22 protein-coding genes, 1 tRNA gene, 1 other RNA gene and 1 pseudogene are annotated in these 16,537 nt (G+C 70.0%); 12 read left to right on the top strand and 13 right to left on the bottom strand.

Going from position 1 to position 16,537, the window contains the following annotated elements; translation table 11 throughout:
- A pseudogene (locus NQ160_RS07310) lies at window positions 1-113 on the top strand (SsrA-binding protein); the annotation flags it as partial.
- 4 nt (window positions 114-117) lie between these two features.
- Here NQ160_RS07310 and NQ160_RS07305 read toward each other — a convergent pair.
- The gene (locus tag NQ160_RS07305; RefSeq protein WP_257514564.1) at window positions 118-783 is read right to left on the bottom strand and encodes an SIMPL domain-containing protein; all 666 of its coding nucleotides are present in this window, start codon (window positions 781-783) and stop codon (window positions 118-120) included.
- Between the two features lie 148 nt (window positions 784-931).
- Between NQ160_RS07305 and ssrA the strand changes: the two genes are divergently transcribed.
- Window positions 932-1,302, top strand: a transfer-messenger RNA (tmRNA) gene (ssrA, locus tag NQ160_RS07300).
- A gap of 277 nt (window positions 1,303-1,579) precedes the next feature.
- Here ssrA and NQ160_RS07295 read toward each other — a convergent pair.
- Together NQ160_RS07295 and NQ160_RS07290 are read right to left on the bottom strand one after the other, a co-directional pair.
- The gene (locus tag NQ160_RS07295; protein WP_257514563.1) at window positions 1,580-2,239 is read right to left on the bottom strand and encodes a DUF1345 domain-containing protein; all 660 of its coding nucleotides are present in this window, start codon (window positions 2,237-2,239) and stop codon (window positions 1,580-1,582) included.
- 85 nt (window positions 2,240-2,324) lie between these two features.
- Window positions 2,325-2,600 (bottom strand): hypothetical protein, encoded by a 276-nt coding sequence (locus NQ160_RS07290; RefSeq protein ID WP_257514562.1) that lies wholly within the window; start codon window positions 2,598-2,600, stop codon window positions 2,325-2,327.
- Window positions 2,601-2,646: 46 nt separating this feature from the next.
- Here NQ160_RS07290 and NQ160_RS07285 point away from each other — a divergent pair, with 46 nt between their 5' ends.
- Entirely contained in the window at window positions 2,647-2,802 is a 156-nt protein-coding gene (locus NQ160_RS07285; RefSeq protein ID WP_257514561.1) for a hypothetical protein, read from the top strand.
- A gap of 70 nt (window positions 2,803-2,872) precedes the next feature.
- Here the strand turns inward: NQ160_RS07285 and NQ160_RS07280 are convergent, their stop codons facing one another.
- Window positions 2,873-3,040: a hypothetical protein gene (locus NQ160_RS07280; RefSeq protein ID WP_257514560.1), complete on the bottom strand. Its 168-nt coding sequence runs from the start codon at window positions 3,038-3,040 to the stop codon at window positions 2,873-2,875.
- Between the two features lie 158 nt (window positions 3,041-3,198).
- Between NQ160_RS07280 and NQ160_RS07275 the strand changes: the two genes are divergently transcribed.
- Entirely contained in the window at window positions 3,199-3,936 is a 738-nt protein-coding gene (locus NQ160_RS07275) for a sensor histidine kinase (protein ID WP_257514559.1), read from the top strand.
- Here NQ160_RS07275 and NQ160_RS07270 read toward each other — a convergent pair.
- Together NQ160_RS07270 and NQ160_RS07265 are read right to left on the bottom strand one after the other, a co-directional pair.
- Complete coding sequence (locus tag NQ160_RS07270; protein WP_257514558.1) at window positions 3,933-4,517, bottom strand: hypothetical protein; 585 nt, start codon at window positions 4,515-4,517, stop codon at window positions 3,933-3,935. The genes NQ160_RS07275 and NQ160_RS07270 overlap by 4 nt on opposite strands.
- Window positions 4,518-4,554: 37 nt before the next feature.
- Window positions 4,555-5,385, bottom strand: coding sequence for an inositol monophosphatase family protein (locus NQ160_RS07265; protein ID WP_257514557.1), 831 nt, complete (start codon window positions 5,383-5,385; stop codon window positions 4,555-4,557).
- A 94-nt stretch (window positions 5,386-5,479) separates the two neighbouring features.
- Between NQ160_RS07265 and NQ160_RS07260 the strand changes: the two genes are divergently transcribed.
- Window positions 5,480-5,552 (top strand) — tRNA-Lys (locus tag NQ160_RS07260).
- Window positions 5,553-5,623: 71 nt separating this feature from the next.
- Here NQ160_RS07260 and NQ160_RS07255 read toward each other — a convergent pair.
- The gene (locus NQ160_RS07255; RefSeq protein ID WP_257514556.1) at window positions 5,624-5,932 is read right to left on the bottom strand and encodes a hypothetical protein; all 309 of its coding nucleotides are present in this window, start codon (window positions 5,930-5,932) and stop codon (window positions 5,624-5,626) included.
- A 69-nt stretch (window positions 5,933-6,001) separates the two neighbouring features.
- Between NQ160_RS07255 and NQ160_RS07250 the strand changes: the two genes are divergently transcribed.
- Window positions 6,002-6,520, top strand: a complete 519-nt coding sequence (locus tag NQ160_RS07250; protein ID WP_257514555.1) for a hypothetical protein — start codon at window positions 6,002-6,004, stop codon at window positions 6,518-6,520.
- A 126-nt stretch (window positions 6,521-6,646) separates the two neighbouring features.
- Here the strand turns inward: NQ160_RS07250 and NQ160_RS07245 are convergent, their stop codons facing one another.
- Window positions 6,647-7,438, bottom strand: coding sequence for an IclR family transcriptional regulator (locus NQ160_RS07245; protein ID WP_257514554.1), 792 nt, complete (start codon window positions 7,436-7,438; stop codon window positions 6,647-6,649).
- A 106-nt stretch (window positions 7,439-7,544) separates the two neighbouring features.
- On the opposite strand from NQ160_RS07245, the gene NQ160_RS07240 reads away from it, so the two are divergent.
- Genes NQ160_RS07240 through NQ160_RS07230 form a run of 3 tightly spaced genes read left to right on the top strand, consistent with a single transcriptional unit; the run spans window position 7,545 to window position 10,157 of the window.
- Window positions 7,545-8,318 carry a CoA transferase subunit A gene (locus tag NQ160_RS07240; protein ID WP_257514553.1) on the top strand — a complete coding sequence of 258 codons (774 nt, stop codon included), beginning with the start codon at window positions 7,545-7,547 and terminating at the stop codon, window positions 8,316-8,318.
- Window positions 8,319-8,322: 4 nt separating this feature from the next.
- Window positions 8,323-8,976 carry a CoA transferase subunit B gene (locus tag NQ160_RS07235; protein WP_257514552.1) on the top strand — a complete coding sequence of 218 codons (654 nt, stop codon included), beginning with the start codon at window positions 8,323-8,325 and terminating at the stop codon, window positions 8,974-8,976.
- Window positions 8,973-10,157, top strand: a complete 1,185-nt coding sequence (locus NQ160_RS07230; protein WP_257514551.1) for an acetyl-CoA C-acetyltransferase — start codon at window positions 8,973-8,975, stop codon at window positions 10,155-10,157. The genes NQ160_RS07235 and NQ160_RS07230 overlap by 4 nt, the downstream gene beginning before the upstream one ends.
- 37 nt (window positions 10,158-10,194) lie before the next feature.
- Here NQ160_RS07230 and NQ160_RS07225 read toward each other — a convergent pair whose 3' ends face one another.
- Window positions 10,195-10,455 (bottom strand): hypothetical protein, encoded by a 261-nt coding sequence (locus NQ160_RS07225; RefSeq protein WP_257514550.1) that lies wholly within the window; start codon window positions 10,453-10,455, stop codon window positions 10,195-10,197.
- A gap of 129 nt (window positions 10,456-10,584) precedes the next feature.
- Here NQ160_RS07225 and otsA point away from each other — a divergent pair, with 129 nt between their 5' ends.
- Both otsA and otsB read left to right on the top strand, forming a co-directional pair.
- Entirely contained in the window at window positions 10,585-12,000 is a 1,416-nt protein-coding gene (otsA, locus tag NQ160_RS07220; RefSeq protein ID WP_257514549.1) for an alpha,alpha-trehalose-phosphate synthase (UDP-forming), read from the top strand.
- A complete protein-coding gene (gene otsB, locus NQ160_RS07215) occupies window positions 11,997-12,779 on the top strand; it encodes a trehalose-phosphatase (RefSeq protein WP_374113636.1) in 783 nt (260 codons plus the stop codon). The genes otsA and otsB overlap by 4 nt, the downstream gene beginning before the upstream one ends.
- 99 nt (window positions 12,780-12,878) lie before the next feature.
- On the opposite strand, the gene NQ160_RS07210 is transcribed toward otsB, so the two are convergent.
- From NQ160_RS07210 to NQ160_RS07195, 4 genes are read right to left on the bottom strand one after another with little or no spacing between them, the layout of a single operon-like run.
- Window positions 12,879-13,631: an energy-coupling factor ABC transporter ATP-binding protein gene (locus tag NQ160_RS07210; RefSeq protein WP_257514548.1), complete on the bottom strand. Its 753-nt coding sequence runs from the start codon at window positions 13,629-13,631 to the stop codon at window positions 12,879-12,881.
- Entirely contained in the window at window positions 13,628-14,293 is a 666-nt protein-coding gene (gene cbiQ / locus NQ160_RS07205; RefSeq protein ID WP_257514547.1) for a cobalt ECF transporter T component CbiQ, read from the bottom strand. Before cbiQ ends, NQ160_RS07210 begins: the two co-directional genes overlap by 4 nt.
- A complete protein-coding gene (locus NQ160_RS07200) occupies window positions 14,290-14,637 on the bottom strand; it encodes a PDGLE domain-containing protein (protein WP_257514546.1) in 348 nt (115 codons plus the stop codon). Before NQ160_RS07200 ends, cbiQ begins: the two co-directional genes overlap by 4 nt.
- Complete coding sequence (locus tag NQ160_RS07195) at window positions 14,634-15,323, bottom strand: energy-coupling factor ABC transporter permease (protein ID WP_257514545.1); 690 nt, start codon at window positions 15,321-15,323, stop codon at window positions 14,634-14,636. Before NQ160_RS07195 ends, NQ160_RS07200 begins: the two co-directional genes overlap by 4 nt.
- Before the next feature lie 139 nt (window positions 15,324-15,462).
- Between NQ160_RS07195 and NQ160_RS07190 the strand changes: the two genes are divergently transcribed.
- Window positions 15,463-16,537, top strand: a 1,075-nt coding sequence (locus NQ160_RS07190; protein WP_257514544.1) for a dihydroxy-acid dehydratase domain-containing protein, incomplete at its 3' end; no start/stop codon positions are given.

Genomic DNA, 16,537 nt, shown 5'->3' with positions numbered 1-16,537 from the left:
TCGCCGTGGCGAAGGGCAAGCGCGAGTTCGAGAAGCGTCAGACGATCCGCGAGCGCGAAGACAAGCGTGAGGCCGAGCGCGCGATGCGCTCGCGCAACCGCCTGGGCGACTGAGCTCTCAGCGCGCGGTGAAGCGGGCTTCCACCGCAGCGCTGACGACGATGTCGTCGGGCTGCAGGCGCAGCTGCGGCGACGTCTCGGCATCCCCGGAGAAGGATGCGCGCATCATGCGTGCGCCAGGGCCGGGCCCCGGCTCGCCGGGTGTGGACAGCAGCCCGACGTCTGCCACCTCGAGCGGCGTGAGCGTGCCGCGCCCGAGGGCAGCCGCGTAGGCGGTGGCGCGGTCGACGGCGACGCCGACGGCTTCGGATGCCACATCGCGCTCGACCGCCGCGCGCGTGACGGGCGTCAGTCGCCACTCCACGTTCGTGATCTCCACGTCCTCGCGGTCAGCGACCGCCGTCACCCAGGCCGACAGCGGGGTGGGATCGTCGAAGGTCGCGGTCAGGTCTACAGACGCGTGGTGCACGGGTGCGAGGCGGTGCCCGTCGCCCCACGGGCGCTCGGACCACACCGCCATGCGGTCGCTCGTCCACTCCACCAGACCCTCGACGCCGCGCCGGGCGGCCAGGGCGTCGGTGAGGGGCGCCGCAACGGACTCGAGCCGCGCGACCACCTCGGAGCGGTCGGGTCCCTCGACGGCGACGCGCAGCGTGACGACGGCCTGCTCGGCGGCGACGCGGCGCTCATGCTCTCCGCGGACGGTGATGGTGACGTCGGTCATGGCTGCGACTCTACGCGGCGGACGGCCGGGAGACCGTCCGGGAATGGCGTGGGGGTGGCATCCGTTATAGTCTGTGGTGCCCGGAGCTTCGGCTTTCGGGTTGGCAACTCCACAGCGTGACAGCGGTTCCTTCGAAAGAGGGGTTCACGGGGATGATCGGTTTCGACATCGCCTGAGTCTCTGCGAGAAGCGGGCCGAGGATGCAGGGTTATCTCGTTAACGATCTCTGCAAAACCAATAAGTGCCGAAACCAAGCGCACTGACTTCGCCCTCGCTGCGTAAGCGAGCCCGATAGTCCGTCAGACCGTGTGTGATCCCGACACGGACCCTGGCGTCATTTAGGGATCTTGCTGTGTGACGGCGTCTGGACGTCACGCGGGACTTTTCCCAGACTGGGCTCGTCGACTTAGGTGTCTGTGACAAAGGTCGGAGCCGAGCAGAACGTCTCTACAGACTGCGCCCGGAGAAAACGCAGTATCCCAGCGATGGACGGGGGTTCGATTCCCCCCATCTCCACCACGCCGCTGTCACCGCGACGAAGGGCCCGGCCCGCACCACGTGTGCGGGTCCGGGCCCTTCGTCGTTCGACCGCGAGCTGCGATCTCCCCGGTCGTTGAGCGGGCGAAGCGAGTCGAAACGCGGCCAGGCGCCTCGTGGGCGGACGTTGCGCGGTCGCAACTCCTCAAGAACCCGTAGCCGGGCGCCGCAAGCCGCCGAATCGACGGCGCTCGATCGGTTCTTGAGGAGTTGAGGACTGCGAGCACGCCAGCAGCACCGTGACAGCGGGTGGCGGCCCTCAGGTCGCGAGGTTGGTGATCAGGCTGATGGTGGTGGCGAGCACGACAACGCCCCACAGGAACGACAGCAGGGCGTGGTGCAGCGCCTCGCGCCGCATGACGTGGCTCGTGAGCGCGGTGTCGGAGACCTGGTAGGTCATGCCCAGGGTGAAGGCGAGATAGGCGAAGTCGCGGTAGCGCGGCGGTTCGCTCTGGTTGAAGTCGATGCCCGTCCCGCCGCTGAGGTAATAGGTCGCGGCATACCGCAGCATGAACAGGATATGGATCAGGAACCACGAGGCGGTCACCGTCATCAGGGCAGCGACGCCCAGGAACACCGCCTCCGCACCGCGCACCCGCCCGCTTTGGGCCAGCAGCACGCCGATCACCCCGAAGCTCGCCACGCTGGCGAAGATCAACAGGGTGTGGGCGGCGCGGAGCGTGGGGTCGTCGCGCGTCGCGTGGGAAGCGGTCGCGTCGGCATCCATGCCGTTGACGGTGAGCCAGGCCCATGTCGAGTAGATCCCGGCGGCGACGGTCCACCCCACGGCCGGCGCTATCACCGGTGCGCCCAGCAGCCAGACGAGCGCGGTCACCAACCCCAGCACGACGAACGTCCCGGCGACCCAGCTGCTCGCCCGGTTCCAGCCCGCGCCGTCGTCGGCTTTCGGCTCGCTCACGGTCGCTCCTCTCGCCTGTGCAAGGGAGACTAGCTCGCGTGCGGCCGGCCACCCAGGGGGGAGGGCGCACCTGCCGTCAGGCCTGTCAGTTCGCGGAACGGCCCGGAAGGTTGAGGTCGGCGGGGTCGACCTCGACATCGCCCACGTCGTCGGGGCCACCGGTTCCCGGTGCCACGTTGATCGCGTCGGTGTCGATGTCGTCGTCGAGCGCGGAGGGCAGCGGATCGTCCTGCTTCTGCTGCGTCTCGGTCCCGCTGGCGGGGCTGTAGGTCATGTCCTTGCGCACCGCGTCGGCATTGGACAGCTCGGACTGCTCTTCGTCCCCGTCTGTCACGGGGCGTGCCTGGTCATCAGAAGTCATGTCCTCAGCCTGCCGTCGCAGGCCGCCGCGTCGGAGGGGCTTGACAGTGCTCCTCGAGCACAGAGGGGAGGATGCCGGCGAGGACCCATTCCTGTGCATCGGCTATGACTGGCAGCTGGCGCCCGAGGTCGGTGCGGAGAACGGAGTCATCGCCGTGCGCTCGGGCGTCACGACCGACATGGTCCACGTCGCCGTGCAGTGAACGACTGACTCCTCTGTCACGACGAAACCCCCGGCCATCGCCGGGGGTTTCGTCGTGTGCGTGCGCGGGGTCAGGCCTGCTCGTCTTCCTCCGGTTCGAAGTTCGACGCCTCGTCCGTGTGCCCGGCGGCCACGCCGTCGGGGTCGGCGGGAATCGTGCCGTCCTTGCCGAGACCGCCGGGCTTGGGCGTGACCTCCTCGTCCTCAGGACGCTGCTGGTCCGTCGCGTTCTCATCCATGTCCGTCTCCCTCCATCGGATGCCATCACCGTACGCCGCCCCGCCTCGGCGCGCAGGTGATTGACACGGTGCCTCCGATGGCACAGGGGCACGTCACATGGTGAAGAGGCGGTCGCGCCGCTGGATAACCTGTACACGGGGGTCTTGAGAGGACTGGCGTGCTGGAAGCCGAAGGGGTCGCGCGCCGCGCGGCCATTGCCGATTACGACGTGGTCGGAAGCCCACCCGAATCCGGCCTGGAGGCCCTCGTCCAACTGGCCGCGACCGTGTGCGGTGTGTCGACGGCCGCAATCAACGTCATCGACGATCGCTGGCAGCATCCGATCGCGGTCGTCGGGTTCGAGCCGGTGGTGTGCGCCCGCGAGGACTCGATGTGTGCGGCCGTTCTGTCCGATGGCGTGCAGGTCGCCGTGTCCGACGCGCGCCGCGATGAGCGCTTCGCCGCGAATCCGTTCGTCACCGGTGAGATCGCCCGGATGCGCTTCTACGCCTCCAGCCCGCTGGTGACCCCGGCCGGCGTCACGATCGGCACGCTCTGCGTCTTCGATGAGAGCCCGGGTGACCTCACCCCGGAGCGCAGCAGATCCCTCGACCAGCTCGCGGGCCAGGTGGTGGATGTGCTCGAGCTGCGGCGCGTCACCCGCCAGCTCGCGCACTCCGAAGAACAGCTCGCCCGCTTCGCCGGCCGGGTGAGCCATGACCTGCGCAACCCCCTCACCGCGCTGATCGGCAACGTCGAACTGGCTGCCGACAGCCCGGGCATGCGCCACGCGCCCGAGGCCCGGCTGCTGCTGGAGCACGCACAAGCCGCCGCGGAGCGTATGGCGGCCATGTTGAAGGATCTGGGGCGCTATCCGCAGGCCGGCGGCACCGACGCGCCATCGCAGCAGCCCTAGGGGCGTTCGATGAGCAGCAGACTCTGCTTGGTGTCCGAGAGGGTCACCCAGCCCTCACCGAACAGGTAGGTCATGCCGTAGCCGTCGGCCCCGACGGTGAGGGCGAGGTCGGGGTCCTCGGTGATGTAGAGGCCCTCCTCGCCGTTCTCGCGGAGCCATCCCGCGGAGAGCAGGTCGTCCTGGGCGCGCTGTGCGGCAGCGCCCTCCAGGGGTGCCCACCCGAAGATCTGCGGGGGAGCGCCCGGCGCGCTGAAATCGGCCCAGACGCACTGGATGCCGGCGGGCAGCGTGTCCTCGCCGATGCGGAACGGCTCTTCGCGTGAGGTCAGGCCCGCGCTCTCGAAGCTCGCGATCGTGCTCTCGGAGATGATCGACGTGCAGGTGGGGTCCGCCGTCGCCACCGGGGTCTGTGTCGGCTCGGGTTGCGGCGACGGGGCCGTCGTGTCTCCCGCGCCGACGGTCGGCGCGGGAGTGGCGGCCTGGGTGGGGACCTCGGGCCGGGCGCACGCGGTCAGGGCGATCACAGCGGTCAGCAGGACAAGGGCCGCGGCGGTGCGGCGGTGGGGGTGCAGCGAGGGCATCGATCGTTCCGTCGGGGGGTGGTCGGAGGGCGGGGGGTCAGTGTGAGGAATGCAGCAGGCGCAGGAAGTCGTCGTGGAGCACGCCGTTGGTCGCCAGTGACGAGCGTTCGGCGAGGGAGTCGTTGCCGGCGAACGAGGTGAACCGGCCGCCCGCTTCAGAGACGATCGGCACGAGGGCGGCGATGTCGTACTCCTTGACGTCGAATTCGGCCACGAACTCGAGCCGGCCCTCGGCCAGCAGCATGTACGGCCACGCGTCGCCGTATCCGCGGTCGCGCCAGACTGAACGCGTCAGGCGCACGGCGGCGTCGAGGTGGCCTGCCTGGTCCCACTGCGACAGGCTCTGAAAGCTGACGCTCGCCTCGGCGAGCGAGTCGACACCCGAAACGCGCAGTCGGCGCGGGGTGCCGCCGGGCACATCGGTCCAGGCGCCGAGATTCGTCGCCGCCCACCACCGGCGGCCCAGCGCGGGCTGGCTCGCGACGCCCACGCGTGGCACGCCGTCGACCACGAGCGCGATGAGCGTGGTCCACATCGGAATGCCCTTGAGGTAGTTCGCGGTGCCGTCGATCGGATCGATGATCCACTGACGCGCGGCATCCCCGCTCGATCCGTACTCCTCGCCGAAGACGCCGTCGCCGGGTCGCTCCGCCTCGAGGAGCTGCCGGATCGCCCGCTCGGTCGCAAGGTCCGCCTCGGTGACGTGCGAGGCGTCCGCCTTCGTGCGCACGTCGAGGTCGGGCGCATCGAAGCGGGTCATCGAGACGGCGTCGGCGGCGTCGGCCAGCCGCAGCGCGAAGGCGAGGTCTGCGGACAGATCCCCGTCGAACGGCGCCGACCAGGGCGAGGTCGGGGGAGGGGCGGGCACGATGACAACGATACCGGGCGTGGCGCCCCTCGATTGGCGGCCTCGGCCTCGGGATGGTAACGTTGCTCCTCGGTTCGGAAAGTTCGAATCGCCTGCACCTCTAGCTCAATCGGCAGAGCAACTGACTCTTAATCAGTGGGTTCTGGGTTCGAGTCCCAGGGGGTGCACGGTAGCCCCGCACACTCTCGCCAGTGTGCGGGGCTTCTTCTTTTCGTGCCGGCAGTCCCCGATGGTGAGTTCACCCATCTCGGTCTGCGTTCGTGCCGGTGAGGATGCCGCGGGCGGGGGCGTCGTCTTGCGCCTGCGCTCGGCGCTCACGCCACTTGCCGAGAATTCGGAGCGTCACGATCCCGGCGATCACCAAGCCGATCGACCCGAACCGGACCACCAGGGCCGCCGGGGTGCCGGCATCCGGCCAGAGCTCCAGCGTGCTGCGTGCGAACACGGGGAGCGAGGCCAGGTCGACGAAACTGGTGATGAGGCTTCCAGCCGCCATCACCCAGGCGATCACGATGGCGATCACGATCGTGATCCTGAGGGGTTTCATGATGTAGGTCCTTTCATCTGATGGCGTCGCGCGCGTGTGCCGGCGCCGTTCAGGACAGCAGACACCCTGTTGTCGGAACACACGCAAGCCCTGCCGGCAGGGCTCGATGCCGAGACAGTCGTCTCCCACATCCTGGGACCGACCGCGGAGCGGCTGAATCAGCGATTCGCCGACCAGGCCGCGTACCTCGACTTCTGGCGCGACCACCCCGCGTTCCGGGGCGCGTGGTCGGCCGAGCTCGAGGAGTACCTCGCCTACGACCTGTCACCCGAGGGCGATCTGCTGCGTCCGGCCACGAGTTACCGCACGACGGTCGACGACACCGTCGACATGAACGGCGGCGAGACTCTGCCCGCTGCGCTCGAGGCCCTGTCGCACGACACCCTGCTGCTGACGGTGCCGCGGGGGCTGCGCGACGACCTGCCAGGGCTGTACCCGCGGGTGCACCTGCAGCCACTCCTCGAGCGGATGCCGCAGGTGCGCCACCGCCGCATCGAGGGGTTCAACCACTACACGATCGTGCTGTCGGGCCGCGGTGCCGCCGCGGTCGCCGGCCACGTGCGGGAGGCTCTCGCGCCCGCCGGGTGAGCGCCCGCGGACGCGGAGCAGTCGCGAACGCAGGAGATCTCACGAGCGCAGGACGTTTCCGGTGGCATCCATCCTGTATTCGCGAGATCTCCTGCACTCGCGACGACCGGCGGAGAGCCCGCGGCGTCACCCGCGCGTCGCGGCGATGCGCGACGACAGCTGGTGCGCGTGAGCGAGCAGGGTGCGGCCGAGCGCCGGCAGCCGTTCGGGGGAGAAGCGGAACTCGACCCCGGTCAGGCTGAGCGCCCACTCCGGCCGCCCGGCGCGGTCGAACACCGCCGCGCCCAGCCCCCACGAGCCTTCGACGATGAGCCCGGGGTTGATCGCGTATCCACGATCACGGGTGTCGGCCAGTCGTGTGCGCAGCGCGGCCGGCGCATGGCGGGTGCCGAAGCGGTCGACGAGCTCGGGATGCCGCGCCAGGTACGCGTCGGCGTCGTCATCCGGCAGGAAGGCGAGGATCGCCAGCCCCGCGGATGCCACGCCGAGGGGAAACCGCACCCCTTCGCTCAGCACGAACGAGCGGATCGGGAAGGCGCCGTCCTCACGGACGAGGCACACCGTCTCATCGCCGCGACGCACCGACAGGAACGCGCTCTCCTCGGTCTTCACCGCGAGCGACCGCACGATGTCGCGCGCGACGTCGGTGATGTCGTAGCGCGCGGCGGCGACCGTGCCCATGAGGAAGAGCTCGGGGCCAGGCATCCACCGTGACGTCGTGTCGTCCTGATCCACGAGGCCCTCGTTGCGCAGCGCCGACAGCAGGCGGTGGGCGGTGGACCGCGAGAGTCCCGCATCGTGGGCGAGTCGCTGCAGCGCCGCTCCATCGGCGCCCGCGGCGGTGACAAGGCGCAGCAGGCCGGCGGCGCGCGCCACGGTCTGGGCTCCGGGCACAACGGAGCGAGAAGGGGTGTCCACATAGTGGAACCTACGCGGCCTGCCGCCCACATCACAAGAACCGGGTTGCCGCACCACGACGGCAGCACGCAGTCTGGCACCATACCCGGCTCACGAAGGAGTGCCCGTGATCGACAAGACGTTCCCCTCTGCGGCCGAAGCGGTCGCCGACATCCCGGACGGGGCATCGCTCGCCGTCGGCGGCTTCGGCCTCTCGGGCAACCCGATCGCCCTGATCGAGGCGCTGCTCGCGCAGGGCACCACCGCCCTCTCGGTCGTCTCCAACAACTGCGGGGTCGATGACTGGGGCCTCGGGGTTCTCTTGGGGGCCGGACGCATCCGCAAGATGACCTCGTCGTACGTGGGCGAGAACAAGGAGTTCGAGCGGCAGTTCCTCAGCGGAGAGCTGGAGCTCGAGCTGACGCCGCAGGGCACCCTCGCCGAGAAGCTGCGGGCCGGCGGCGCCGGCATCGCGGCGTTCTACACGCAGACGGGCGTCGGCACCCAGGTGGCCGAGGGCGGATTGCCCCGCCGCTACGACGGGTCCGGCGGCATCGCGGTGGCGTCGCCGCCGAAGGACGTGCGCACGTTCGACACGACGGGCCGTCCGCTGCCCTACGTGCTGGAAGAGGCGATCGTCACCGACTTCGCCCTCGTCCACGCCTTGCGTGGCGACACGCACGGCAACCTCGTCTTCAACAAGGCGGCGCGCAACTTCAACCCGCTCGCCGCGATGGCGGGCAAGGTGTGCATCGCCCAGGTCGAGCAGCTCGTGCAGCCGGGCGAGATCGACCCCGACGACGTGCACCTCCCCGGCGTCTACGTGCATCGCCTCGTCGAGGTCGGCGGCGACATCCCCAAGCGCATCGAGCGGCGCACCGTGCGTCCCGAAGGAAAGTGACCCCATGGCTCTCACACGCGACGAGATGGCGGCCCGCGCGGCCCGCGAGCTGACAGACGGCTCGTACGTCAACCTCGGCATCGGTCTTCCCACCCTCGTGCCCAACCACGTGCCCGACGGGGTGACGGTCGTGCTGCAGTCCGAGAACGGCATCCTCGGGGTCGGTCCGTACCCCACAGAAGACAAGGTCGATCCCGACCTGATCAACGCCGGCAAGGAGACCGTCACGGTGCTCCCCGGTGCGGCCTACTTCGACTCCGCGACCAGCTTCGGCATGATCCGCGGCGGAAAGATCGACGCCGCGATCCTCGGGGCGATGCAGGTGTCGGCGACGGGGGACCTCGCGAACTGGATGATCCCGGGAAAGATGGTCAAAGGCCCCGGCGGCGCGATGGACCTCGTGCACGGCGCGGCACGGGTGATCGTGCTGATGGAGCACGTCGCCCGCGACGGCTCGCCCAAGATCGTCGACGCGTGCTCGCTGCCGCTCACCGGCCGCGGCGTCGTCGACCGCATCATCACCGATCTCGCCGTCATCGACGTGACCCCCGGCGGGCTGCAGCTCGTCGAAACGGCGCCCGGCGTGACCGTCGCCGAGGTGCAGGCCGCCACCGAGCCGCCATTGGCGGTCTCCGACACTCTTAGGGTGGGAGCATGAACCACGAAGACGTCGTCATCGTCGCCGCAGCCCGAACGCCGCAGGGACGACTCAAGGGCCAGCTCGCCTCGTTCACCGCCCCCGAACTCGGCGCCCTCGCCATCCGCGGGGCACTCGAGCGCGGCGGCATCCCCGCGGATGCCGTCGACGCCGTCATCGTCGGGCAGGTGCTTCCCGCCGGCTCCGGACAGAATCCCGCCCGCCAGGCGGCCGTGGCCGCAGGCATCGGCTGGGACGTGCCGGCATCCTCGGTGAACAAGGTCTGCCTTTCGGGCCTGTCGGCGGTCATCGACGCCAAGCGCATGATCCAGACCGGCGATGCGCGCGTCGTCGTGGCAGCCGGGATGGAGTCGATGACCCGCGCCCCTCACCTGCTCACCGGCTCCCGCGACGGCTGGTCTTACGGGAGCGTCGAAGTGCTTGACCACATGGCCCACGACGGCCTCACTGATGCGTACGACCGCGAGAGCATGGGGGCGTCGACCGAGCGGCACAACGGCGGACTCGGCATGACCCGCGACATGCAGGATCACGTGGCGGCGCTGTCGCACCAGCGGGCCGCCGCGGCACAGGATGCCGGCGTCTTCGACGACGAGATCGTGCCTGTCGATGTGCCCCAGCGCAAGGGCGACCCGCTGCGGATCACGCGCGATGAGGGCGTGCGGCCGGAGACCACGGTCGACACCCTGGCGAAGCTGCGTCCCGCGTTCGCCGCGGAGGGGACCATCACCGCCGGCAACGCGTCACAGATCTCCGACGGCGCCTCGGCCGTCGTGCTCACGACCAGGAGCCACGCCGATGACCAGGGATGGGGCGTGCTGGCCGTGGTCGGCGCGGCCGGCCAGGTCGCGGGTCCCGACAACTCGCTGCACGCGCAGCCGGCGCGGGCGATGGAGCAGGCGCTGCGCAAGCAGGGCCTCGAGCCCGCCGCGCTGGACTTCGTCGAGATCAACGAGGCGTTCGGCGCGGTCGTCGCGCAGTCCCAGGCCGAGCTCGGCCTCGACGAGGAGATCGTCAACATCCACGGCGGCGGCATCGCGATCGGGCACCCGATCGGCGCGAGCGGCAATCGGCTCGTCGTGCACGCCGTGCACGAGCTCGTGCGCCGGGGGAGCGGCACGGCAGGTGTGGCACTCTGCGGCGGCGGCGGCCAGGGCGATGCCCTGATCCTGACGCGCTGAAGCAACCGAGCGGACGCGCCGGCTGCTCGGCCTGAGGTCAGCCGGCCTTCTGCAGACGCTTCTTCATGAGCTTCTGCTCCTTGCCCTTCACCGGGGAATCACCGGGGACGATGTGTCCGCGCTTGGCGCGGCGAAGGTCGACGACGGCGCCGATGGCGAGCGCCAGCGAGATGCCCCAGCTGAGCCAGGCGAGCGCCGTGCGCCAGGTGAAGGGCTCGTCGTTGCGCAGTCCGCGCAGCAGCGTGATGCCGCTGGTGATGCTGGTGATGAGTCCGGATCCGAAGAGATAGCCGCGCATCCCGCCACGCTATCGCGCGGACCGGCCCGGAACTCGGTATTGACAGAATCGCGTCACCCGCGCAACCCCGGACGGCGCCCGGGGGTGGGCGATAGCCTGGAGATCCCGCCCGCCGCACGGAGGATTCTCATGACCACTGCCGATTTCGTCGTCGTCGCCAACCGTCTTCCGGTGGACAGGTCGGGAAGCGGTGAGGGCGAGGAGCAGTGGCGCACGTCGCCGGGCGGGCTGGTGACGGCGCTGGCTCCCGTCATGCGCACGACCGAGGGTGCATGGGTGGGCTGGCCCGGGCAGGCCGATGTCGTGGTCGAGCCGTTCGACTTCGACGACATGCACCTGGTGCCCGTTCACCTCACGTCCGAGGACGTCGAGCTCTATTACGAGGGCTTCGCGAACGACACCATCTGGCCGCTGTACCACGACGTCATCTCGCCTCCTCGCTACCGCCGCGAGTGGTGGCAGGCCTACGTGCGGGTCAACCGCCGATTCGCCGAGGCCGCTGCGGCGGTGGCCGCAGACGGGGCGACCGTGTGGGTGCAGGACTATCAGCTGCAGCTCGTTCCCCGCATGCTGCGGGAGCTGCGCCCCGACCTCGTGATCGGCTACTTCCACCACATCCCGTTCCCCGCGTACGGCCTCTACTCCCAGCTGCCGTGGCGCCGGCAGGTGCTGGAGGGGCTGCTGGGAGCGGATGTCATCGGCTTCCAGCGGGTCGCCGACGCCTCGAACTTCGCCCGCGCGGTGCGGCGTCAGCTGCGCTACGAGACCAAGGCCAGCGGCATCCGGGTGCCCACCGACGACGGGCGTGAGCGCGTGGCGCTGGCGAAGGCCTTCCCGATCTCGATCGATGCAGACGACTACATCGCCCTCGCCCAGCGCCCCGACATCCAGGCGCGCGCGGTCGAGATCCGCGAGAGCCTCGGCAACCCCAAGAAGGTGCTGCTGGGCGTTGATCGCCTCGACTACACCAAGGGCATCCGGCATCGGCTCAAGGCCTTCAGCGAGCTGCTCCAGGACGGCAGGCTCTCGGTGGAGGACGTCACTCTCGTGCAGGTGGCCAGCCCCAGCCGAGAGCGCGTCGCGGCCTACGTGCAGCTGCGTGACGAGATCGAGCAGACCGTCGGTCGCACCAACGGCGACTTCGACACGATGGACCACACCGCCATCCGGTACCTGCATCAGGCGTTCCCGCGTGAGGAGATGGTGGCGCTGTACCTCGCCGCCGACGTCATGCTCGTCACCGCCCTGCGCGACGGCATGAACCTCGTGGCGAAGGAGTACGTCGCCTCCCGCCTCGACAACCGTGGGGTGCTGGTGCTCAGCGAGTTCGCCGGAGCCGCCGACGAGCTGGGCACCGCCCTGCGCATCAACCCGCACGACATCGAAGGGCTCAAAGACGCGATCGTGCGCGCCGTCGAGATGCCCGCAGCCGAGCAGGGGCGCCGCATGCGGAGCCTGCGACGCAAGGTGCGCGAGCACGACGTGAACGACTGGTCGCGCGAGTTCCTCGAAGCGCTCGACGCCGTGCGGCGGGCCCGCTCGTGAACGGCGACGCGGCGCACGCCATGACGTCGCTGGCATCCACGCCCCGGCTGCTTGTCGCGCTGGACTTCGACGGCACCCTCTCACCGCTTCAGGACGATCCGATGGACTCGCGCATGCTGCCGGCGGCGCGGGATGCCGTGGAGGCGCTGGCCGCGCTGCCCGACACCGTCGTGGCTCTGGTCTCCGGCCGCAGCATGCGGGATCTGCGACTGATCGCCGAGCACCTCGACGACTCGCCGCTGTGGCTGTCGGGCTCTCACGGCGCGGAGTACTGGGAGCCCGGCACGGGGATGCACGCCGCGGACGACGCCCCCGACGCCGCCGCGCTGCGCGATCGCCTGCAGCGGCGTGCGGAGGAGCTCACGGCACACCTCGACGGCGTGTGGATCGAGCCGAAGGCGTTCGGCCTCGGCGTGCACACCCGCCGGGCCGACGCGACGACCGCCGCCGAGGCCAACCGCCTCGTCGACGAGATCGTCGCCGCGGAGGCGCCGGAGTGGCGTCGCCGGACGGGGCGGGACATCGTCGAGTACGCCTCCCGCCACGAGGGCAAGGATTCCGCGATCGCGGCGCTGCGCGAGCGCACCGGTGCCACGGCGGTGCTGTTCGCCGGCGATGACGTCACCGACGAGGACGCCCTGCAGAGCCTGCAGCCCGGAGACCTCGGCGTGCGTGTGGGGGAGGCCCCGACCGCCGCGAGAGTGACGGTCGCCGGCATCCCTGAGCTGGCCGAGCTGCTGACGCGGCTCGCCGAGGAGCGGGCCCTAGCCCGACCGTGAGACCGTATTCGGCGGCCGAGACGGTGATTGTTTCCCACGGTCTCGGCGGCCAGATGGCGTCTCAGCGGGCGGGGCGGGACTCGTGACGCGCGGGGCAGGTCAGCGCCGCCCGTAGGACGGGTCGAAGCCCCACGGCAGCTCCAGCCCGTGGGCTGCCATGAGCGCGGCATCCGACAGCAGCGCACGGGTCGATCCGTCGGCGACGATCCTGCCGCCGTCGAGGATGAGGGCGCGCGGGCAGAGCTCCAGCGCGTACGGCAGGTCGTGGGTCACGACGATCTGGGTCGCCGGGAGCGCGGCGAGGGTCGCCGACAGCTCTCGTCGGGAGCCGGGGTCGAGGTTGGAGGTCGGCTCATCCAGCACCATCACGTCGACGTCCATCGACAGGATGGTCGCAATCGCCGCCCGCCGCCGCTGGCCCAGCGACAGGTGCTGCGGCTGACGGTCGGCGACGTCGTGCAGGCCGACCGTCGCGAGCGCGTCATCCACCCGCTTCGTCAGCTCTGCCGCGGGCACCCCATAGTTGGAGGGGCCGAACGCGACGTCCTCGCCGACGGTCGGCATGAAGAGCTGGTCGTCGGGATCCTGGAACACCAGCCCCACCCGTCGGCGCACCTCGCGCACCGTATCGCGGTCGATGCGCGTGCCGCCCACGGCGATCGATCCTCGGTCGGGTGTCAGGATGCCGTTGAGGTGCAGCATGAGGGTGGTTTTGCCCGCGCCGTTCGGCCCGAGGATCGCCACCCGCTCGCCGGCCGCGACATCGAAGTCGACGCCGGCCAGAACCGATTGCGCCCGGCTCCCTGGGTAGCGGTAGTGCAGGGCCCGCACCGAGATGTCGGCGGCGGTCATGCCCGCCCGGCTTCGAGGTATCCGCGCGAGAGCATCGCCAGGTGCACACGCTCGCCGCGGCCGTGGGAACGCGCGAACAGCGCACCCACCCCACGGGCGAGCACCGGCCACGATCGGTAGCCGCCGGCACCGAACCCCCGCGAGTCCTGGGCCACGCGCATGCGCTTCCACTCTCCGGTGATGACATCGAGGTAGCGCAGCATGAATGCGGCGATGGCGGTGAGCTCCCGGGGCAGCCGCAGCTGTTCGAGCGCCAGGATGATGGCGCGAGGCTCGGTGGTGCTGACGAGCACGATGGATGCCATGAGTGCGAGGGTCGCCTTGGCAAGCAGCCCCCACCCTCCCCACAGTCCCTCCACGGACAGCTGCAGACCCCACACCTCCACGCGGGGACCGCTGGCGACGAAGGGCATGAGCATCGCGAACACGACGAACGGGATCTCGATGCCCATGCGTGCCAGCAGGGTGCGCGGCTTCACCCGAGCGGCGATGAGGAACCCCGCGACGATCAGCGCGTAGACCGCGAACGCGGCGAACCACTCCCGCGGGGTGGCCACGACGACGATCGCGAACGCCAGCACCGCGAGCAGCTTGAGCCGCGGCGACGCGGTGCGCAGCCCCCGTGCTCCCGGCGCAGCGGGAAGAGCGGCGAAGCTCCTCATCGGGGCGACGACTCGGCCACGGCGCGGCGGCGGGCGGCGGCGCCGATGATCCAGGCGAGAACGAAGGTCGCGAGGCAGCCGATGGCCCCGGCCGCTGCCAGCGCGAGCCATGGGTTGTCGATGAACACGGCGGCGTAGTCCGCGAACGGACTCGTGGCGGTCGCGCTGTCTTCGGCTGCGCCGATGAAGCCGTAGCTCTCGGCGACGAATTCCAGCCCGTCGGGGTGGCTCGAGGCCCCGAAGCTGACGACGCACGCGATGAGCAGGATGATCGCGAAGGAGGCGATCGTGAAAGTGCGGGTCGAGATGCGCCGAGACCCGTCGGGCTGAGGCGTCGCGTTCATGCTGTCGCTCCCTGGATGGTGCGTTCGGACGCCACGCGCACGAACCGCATGCCGTAGACGAGGTCGGGTCGGGTGGCGACCACGGCCGAGACGACGAGGGCGGTGATGACCGCCTCACCCACCCCGATGACGGCATGCCAGCCGACCATCGCGGCGAACACCGTGCCGGCGGGCACGGCCACCGTCCCGCCGACGGCGAAGAGCGTCGCGAAGACCGCGGCTGCGACGGGCACAGACACGAAGGCGCCCAGCGAGGCGCCCAGCGGCACCGCCCAGGTGCGGCGGGGTGCGAGGGCGACGACACCGCGGAAGACCCACCACCCCACGACGACGGTGACGACGCCGATGAGGGTGATGTTGGTGCCCAGGGCGGTGAGCCCGCCGTCGGCGAAGAGGAAGGCCTGCACGATGAGAACGACGGTCAGACACAGCACTCCCGTGGCCGGACCCACCAGCACGGCCGCCAACGCCCCTCCCATCAGATGGCCGCTCGTGCCCGCGCCGACGGGGAAGTTGATCATCTGCACGGCGAAGATGAGGGTCGCAACGATCCCCACCATCGGCGCCTTGCGGTCGTCGACGGCCTCTTTGCGGGCCCGCGGCAGCGCGATGGCGACCGCTGCGACGGCGACCACCCCTGTCGCAACAGAGGTGGGGATGTCCAAGAAACCGTCTGGAACGTGCATTCGCTCTCCAACCGTGTGGGGCGATGTGCCAGTTGCGACACCGTCGTAGATGGGGATGCTAAGCCCGCCTTCCGACCCACACCAGGGGGGCCTCCGACACGCGGCCGGGTTCCCGCGGCGGCGGCAATAGAATTCACCCGTGAGCAATCCCGACGAGACCATCGACATCAAGCCGCGCAGCCGCGTCGTCACCGACGGCATCGAAGCCACCACGTCCCGGGGGATGCTCCGCGCGGTCGGCATGGGCGACGCCGACTGGGACAAGCCCCAGATCGGCATCGCCTCGAGCTGGAACGAGATCACCCCCTGCAACCTGAGCCTCGACCGGCTCGCGCAGGGTGCGAAAGAGGGCGTGCATGCCGGCGGCGGCTACCCGCTGCAGTTCGGCACGATCTCGGTGTCGGACGGCATCTCGATGGGCCACGAGGGCATGCACTTCTCGCTGGTCAGCCGCGAGGTCATCGCCGACTCCGTCGAGACGGTGATGATGGCCGAGCGGCTCGACGGCAGCGTGCTGCTGGCCGGCTGCGACAAGTCGATCCCGGGCATGCTGATGGCATCGGCCCGCCTCAACCTGTCCAGCGTCTTCCTCTACGCCGGCTCGATCGCTCCGGGCTGGGTGAAGCTCTCGGACGGCACCGAGAAGGACGTCACGATCATCGACTCGTTCGAGGCCGTGGGTGCGTGCCTTGCCGGAAAGATGAGCGAGGCTGACCTCAAGCGCATCGAGTGCGCCATCGCTCCGGGAGAGGGCGCATGCGGCGGCATGTACACCGCCAACACCATGGCCTCTGTCGCCGAGGCGCTCGGACTGAGCCTCCCCGGCTCCGCGGCGCCGCCCTCGGCCGATCGTCGTCGCGACTACTTCGCCCACCGCTCGGGCGAGGCGGTCGTGAACCTGCTGCGTCAGGGAATCACGACCCGCGACATCCTCACGAAAGAGGCGTTCGAGAACGCGATCGCCCTGGCGATGGCGCTCGGCGGATCGACGAACGTTGTGCTGCACCTGCTCGCCATAGCCAATGAGGCCGAGGTCGAACTCTCCCTTCACGACTTCAACCGCATCGGTGACAAGGTCCCGCACGTGGCCGACATGAAGCCCTTCGGCAAGTACGTCATGAACGACGTCGACCGTCACGGCGGCATCCCGGTGATCATGAAGGCGATGCTCGACGAGGGACTGCTGCACGGTGACGCGCTCACGGTCACCGGCA

Source organism: Microbacterium sp. zg.Y909 (assembly GCF_024626565.1).
Note: the sequence above shows the minus strand (reverse complement) of the source record. Positions and strands in the feature narration are given on the sequence as shown.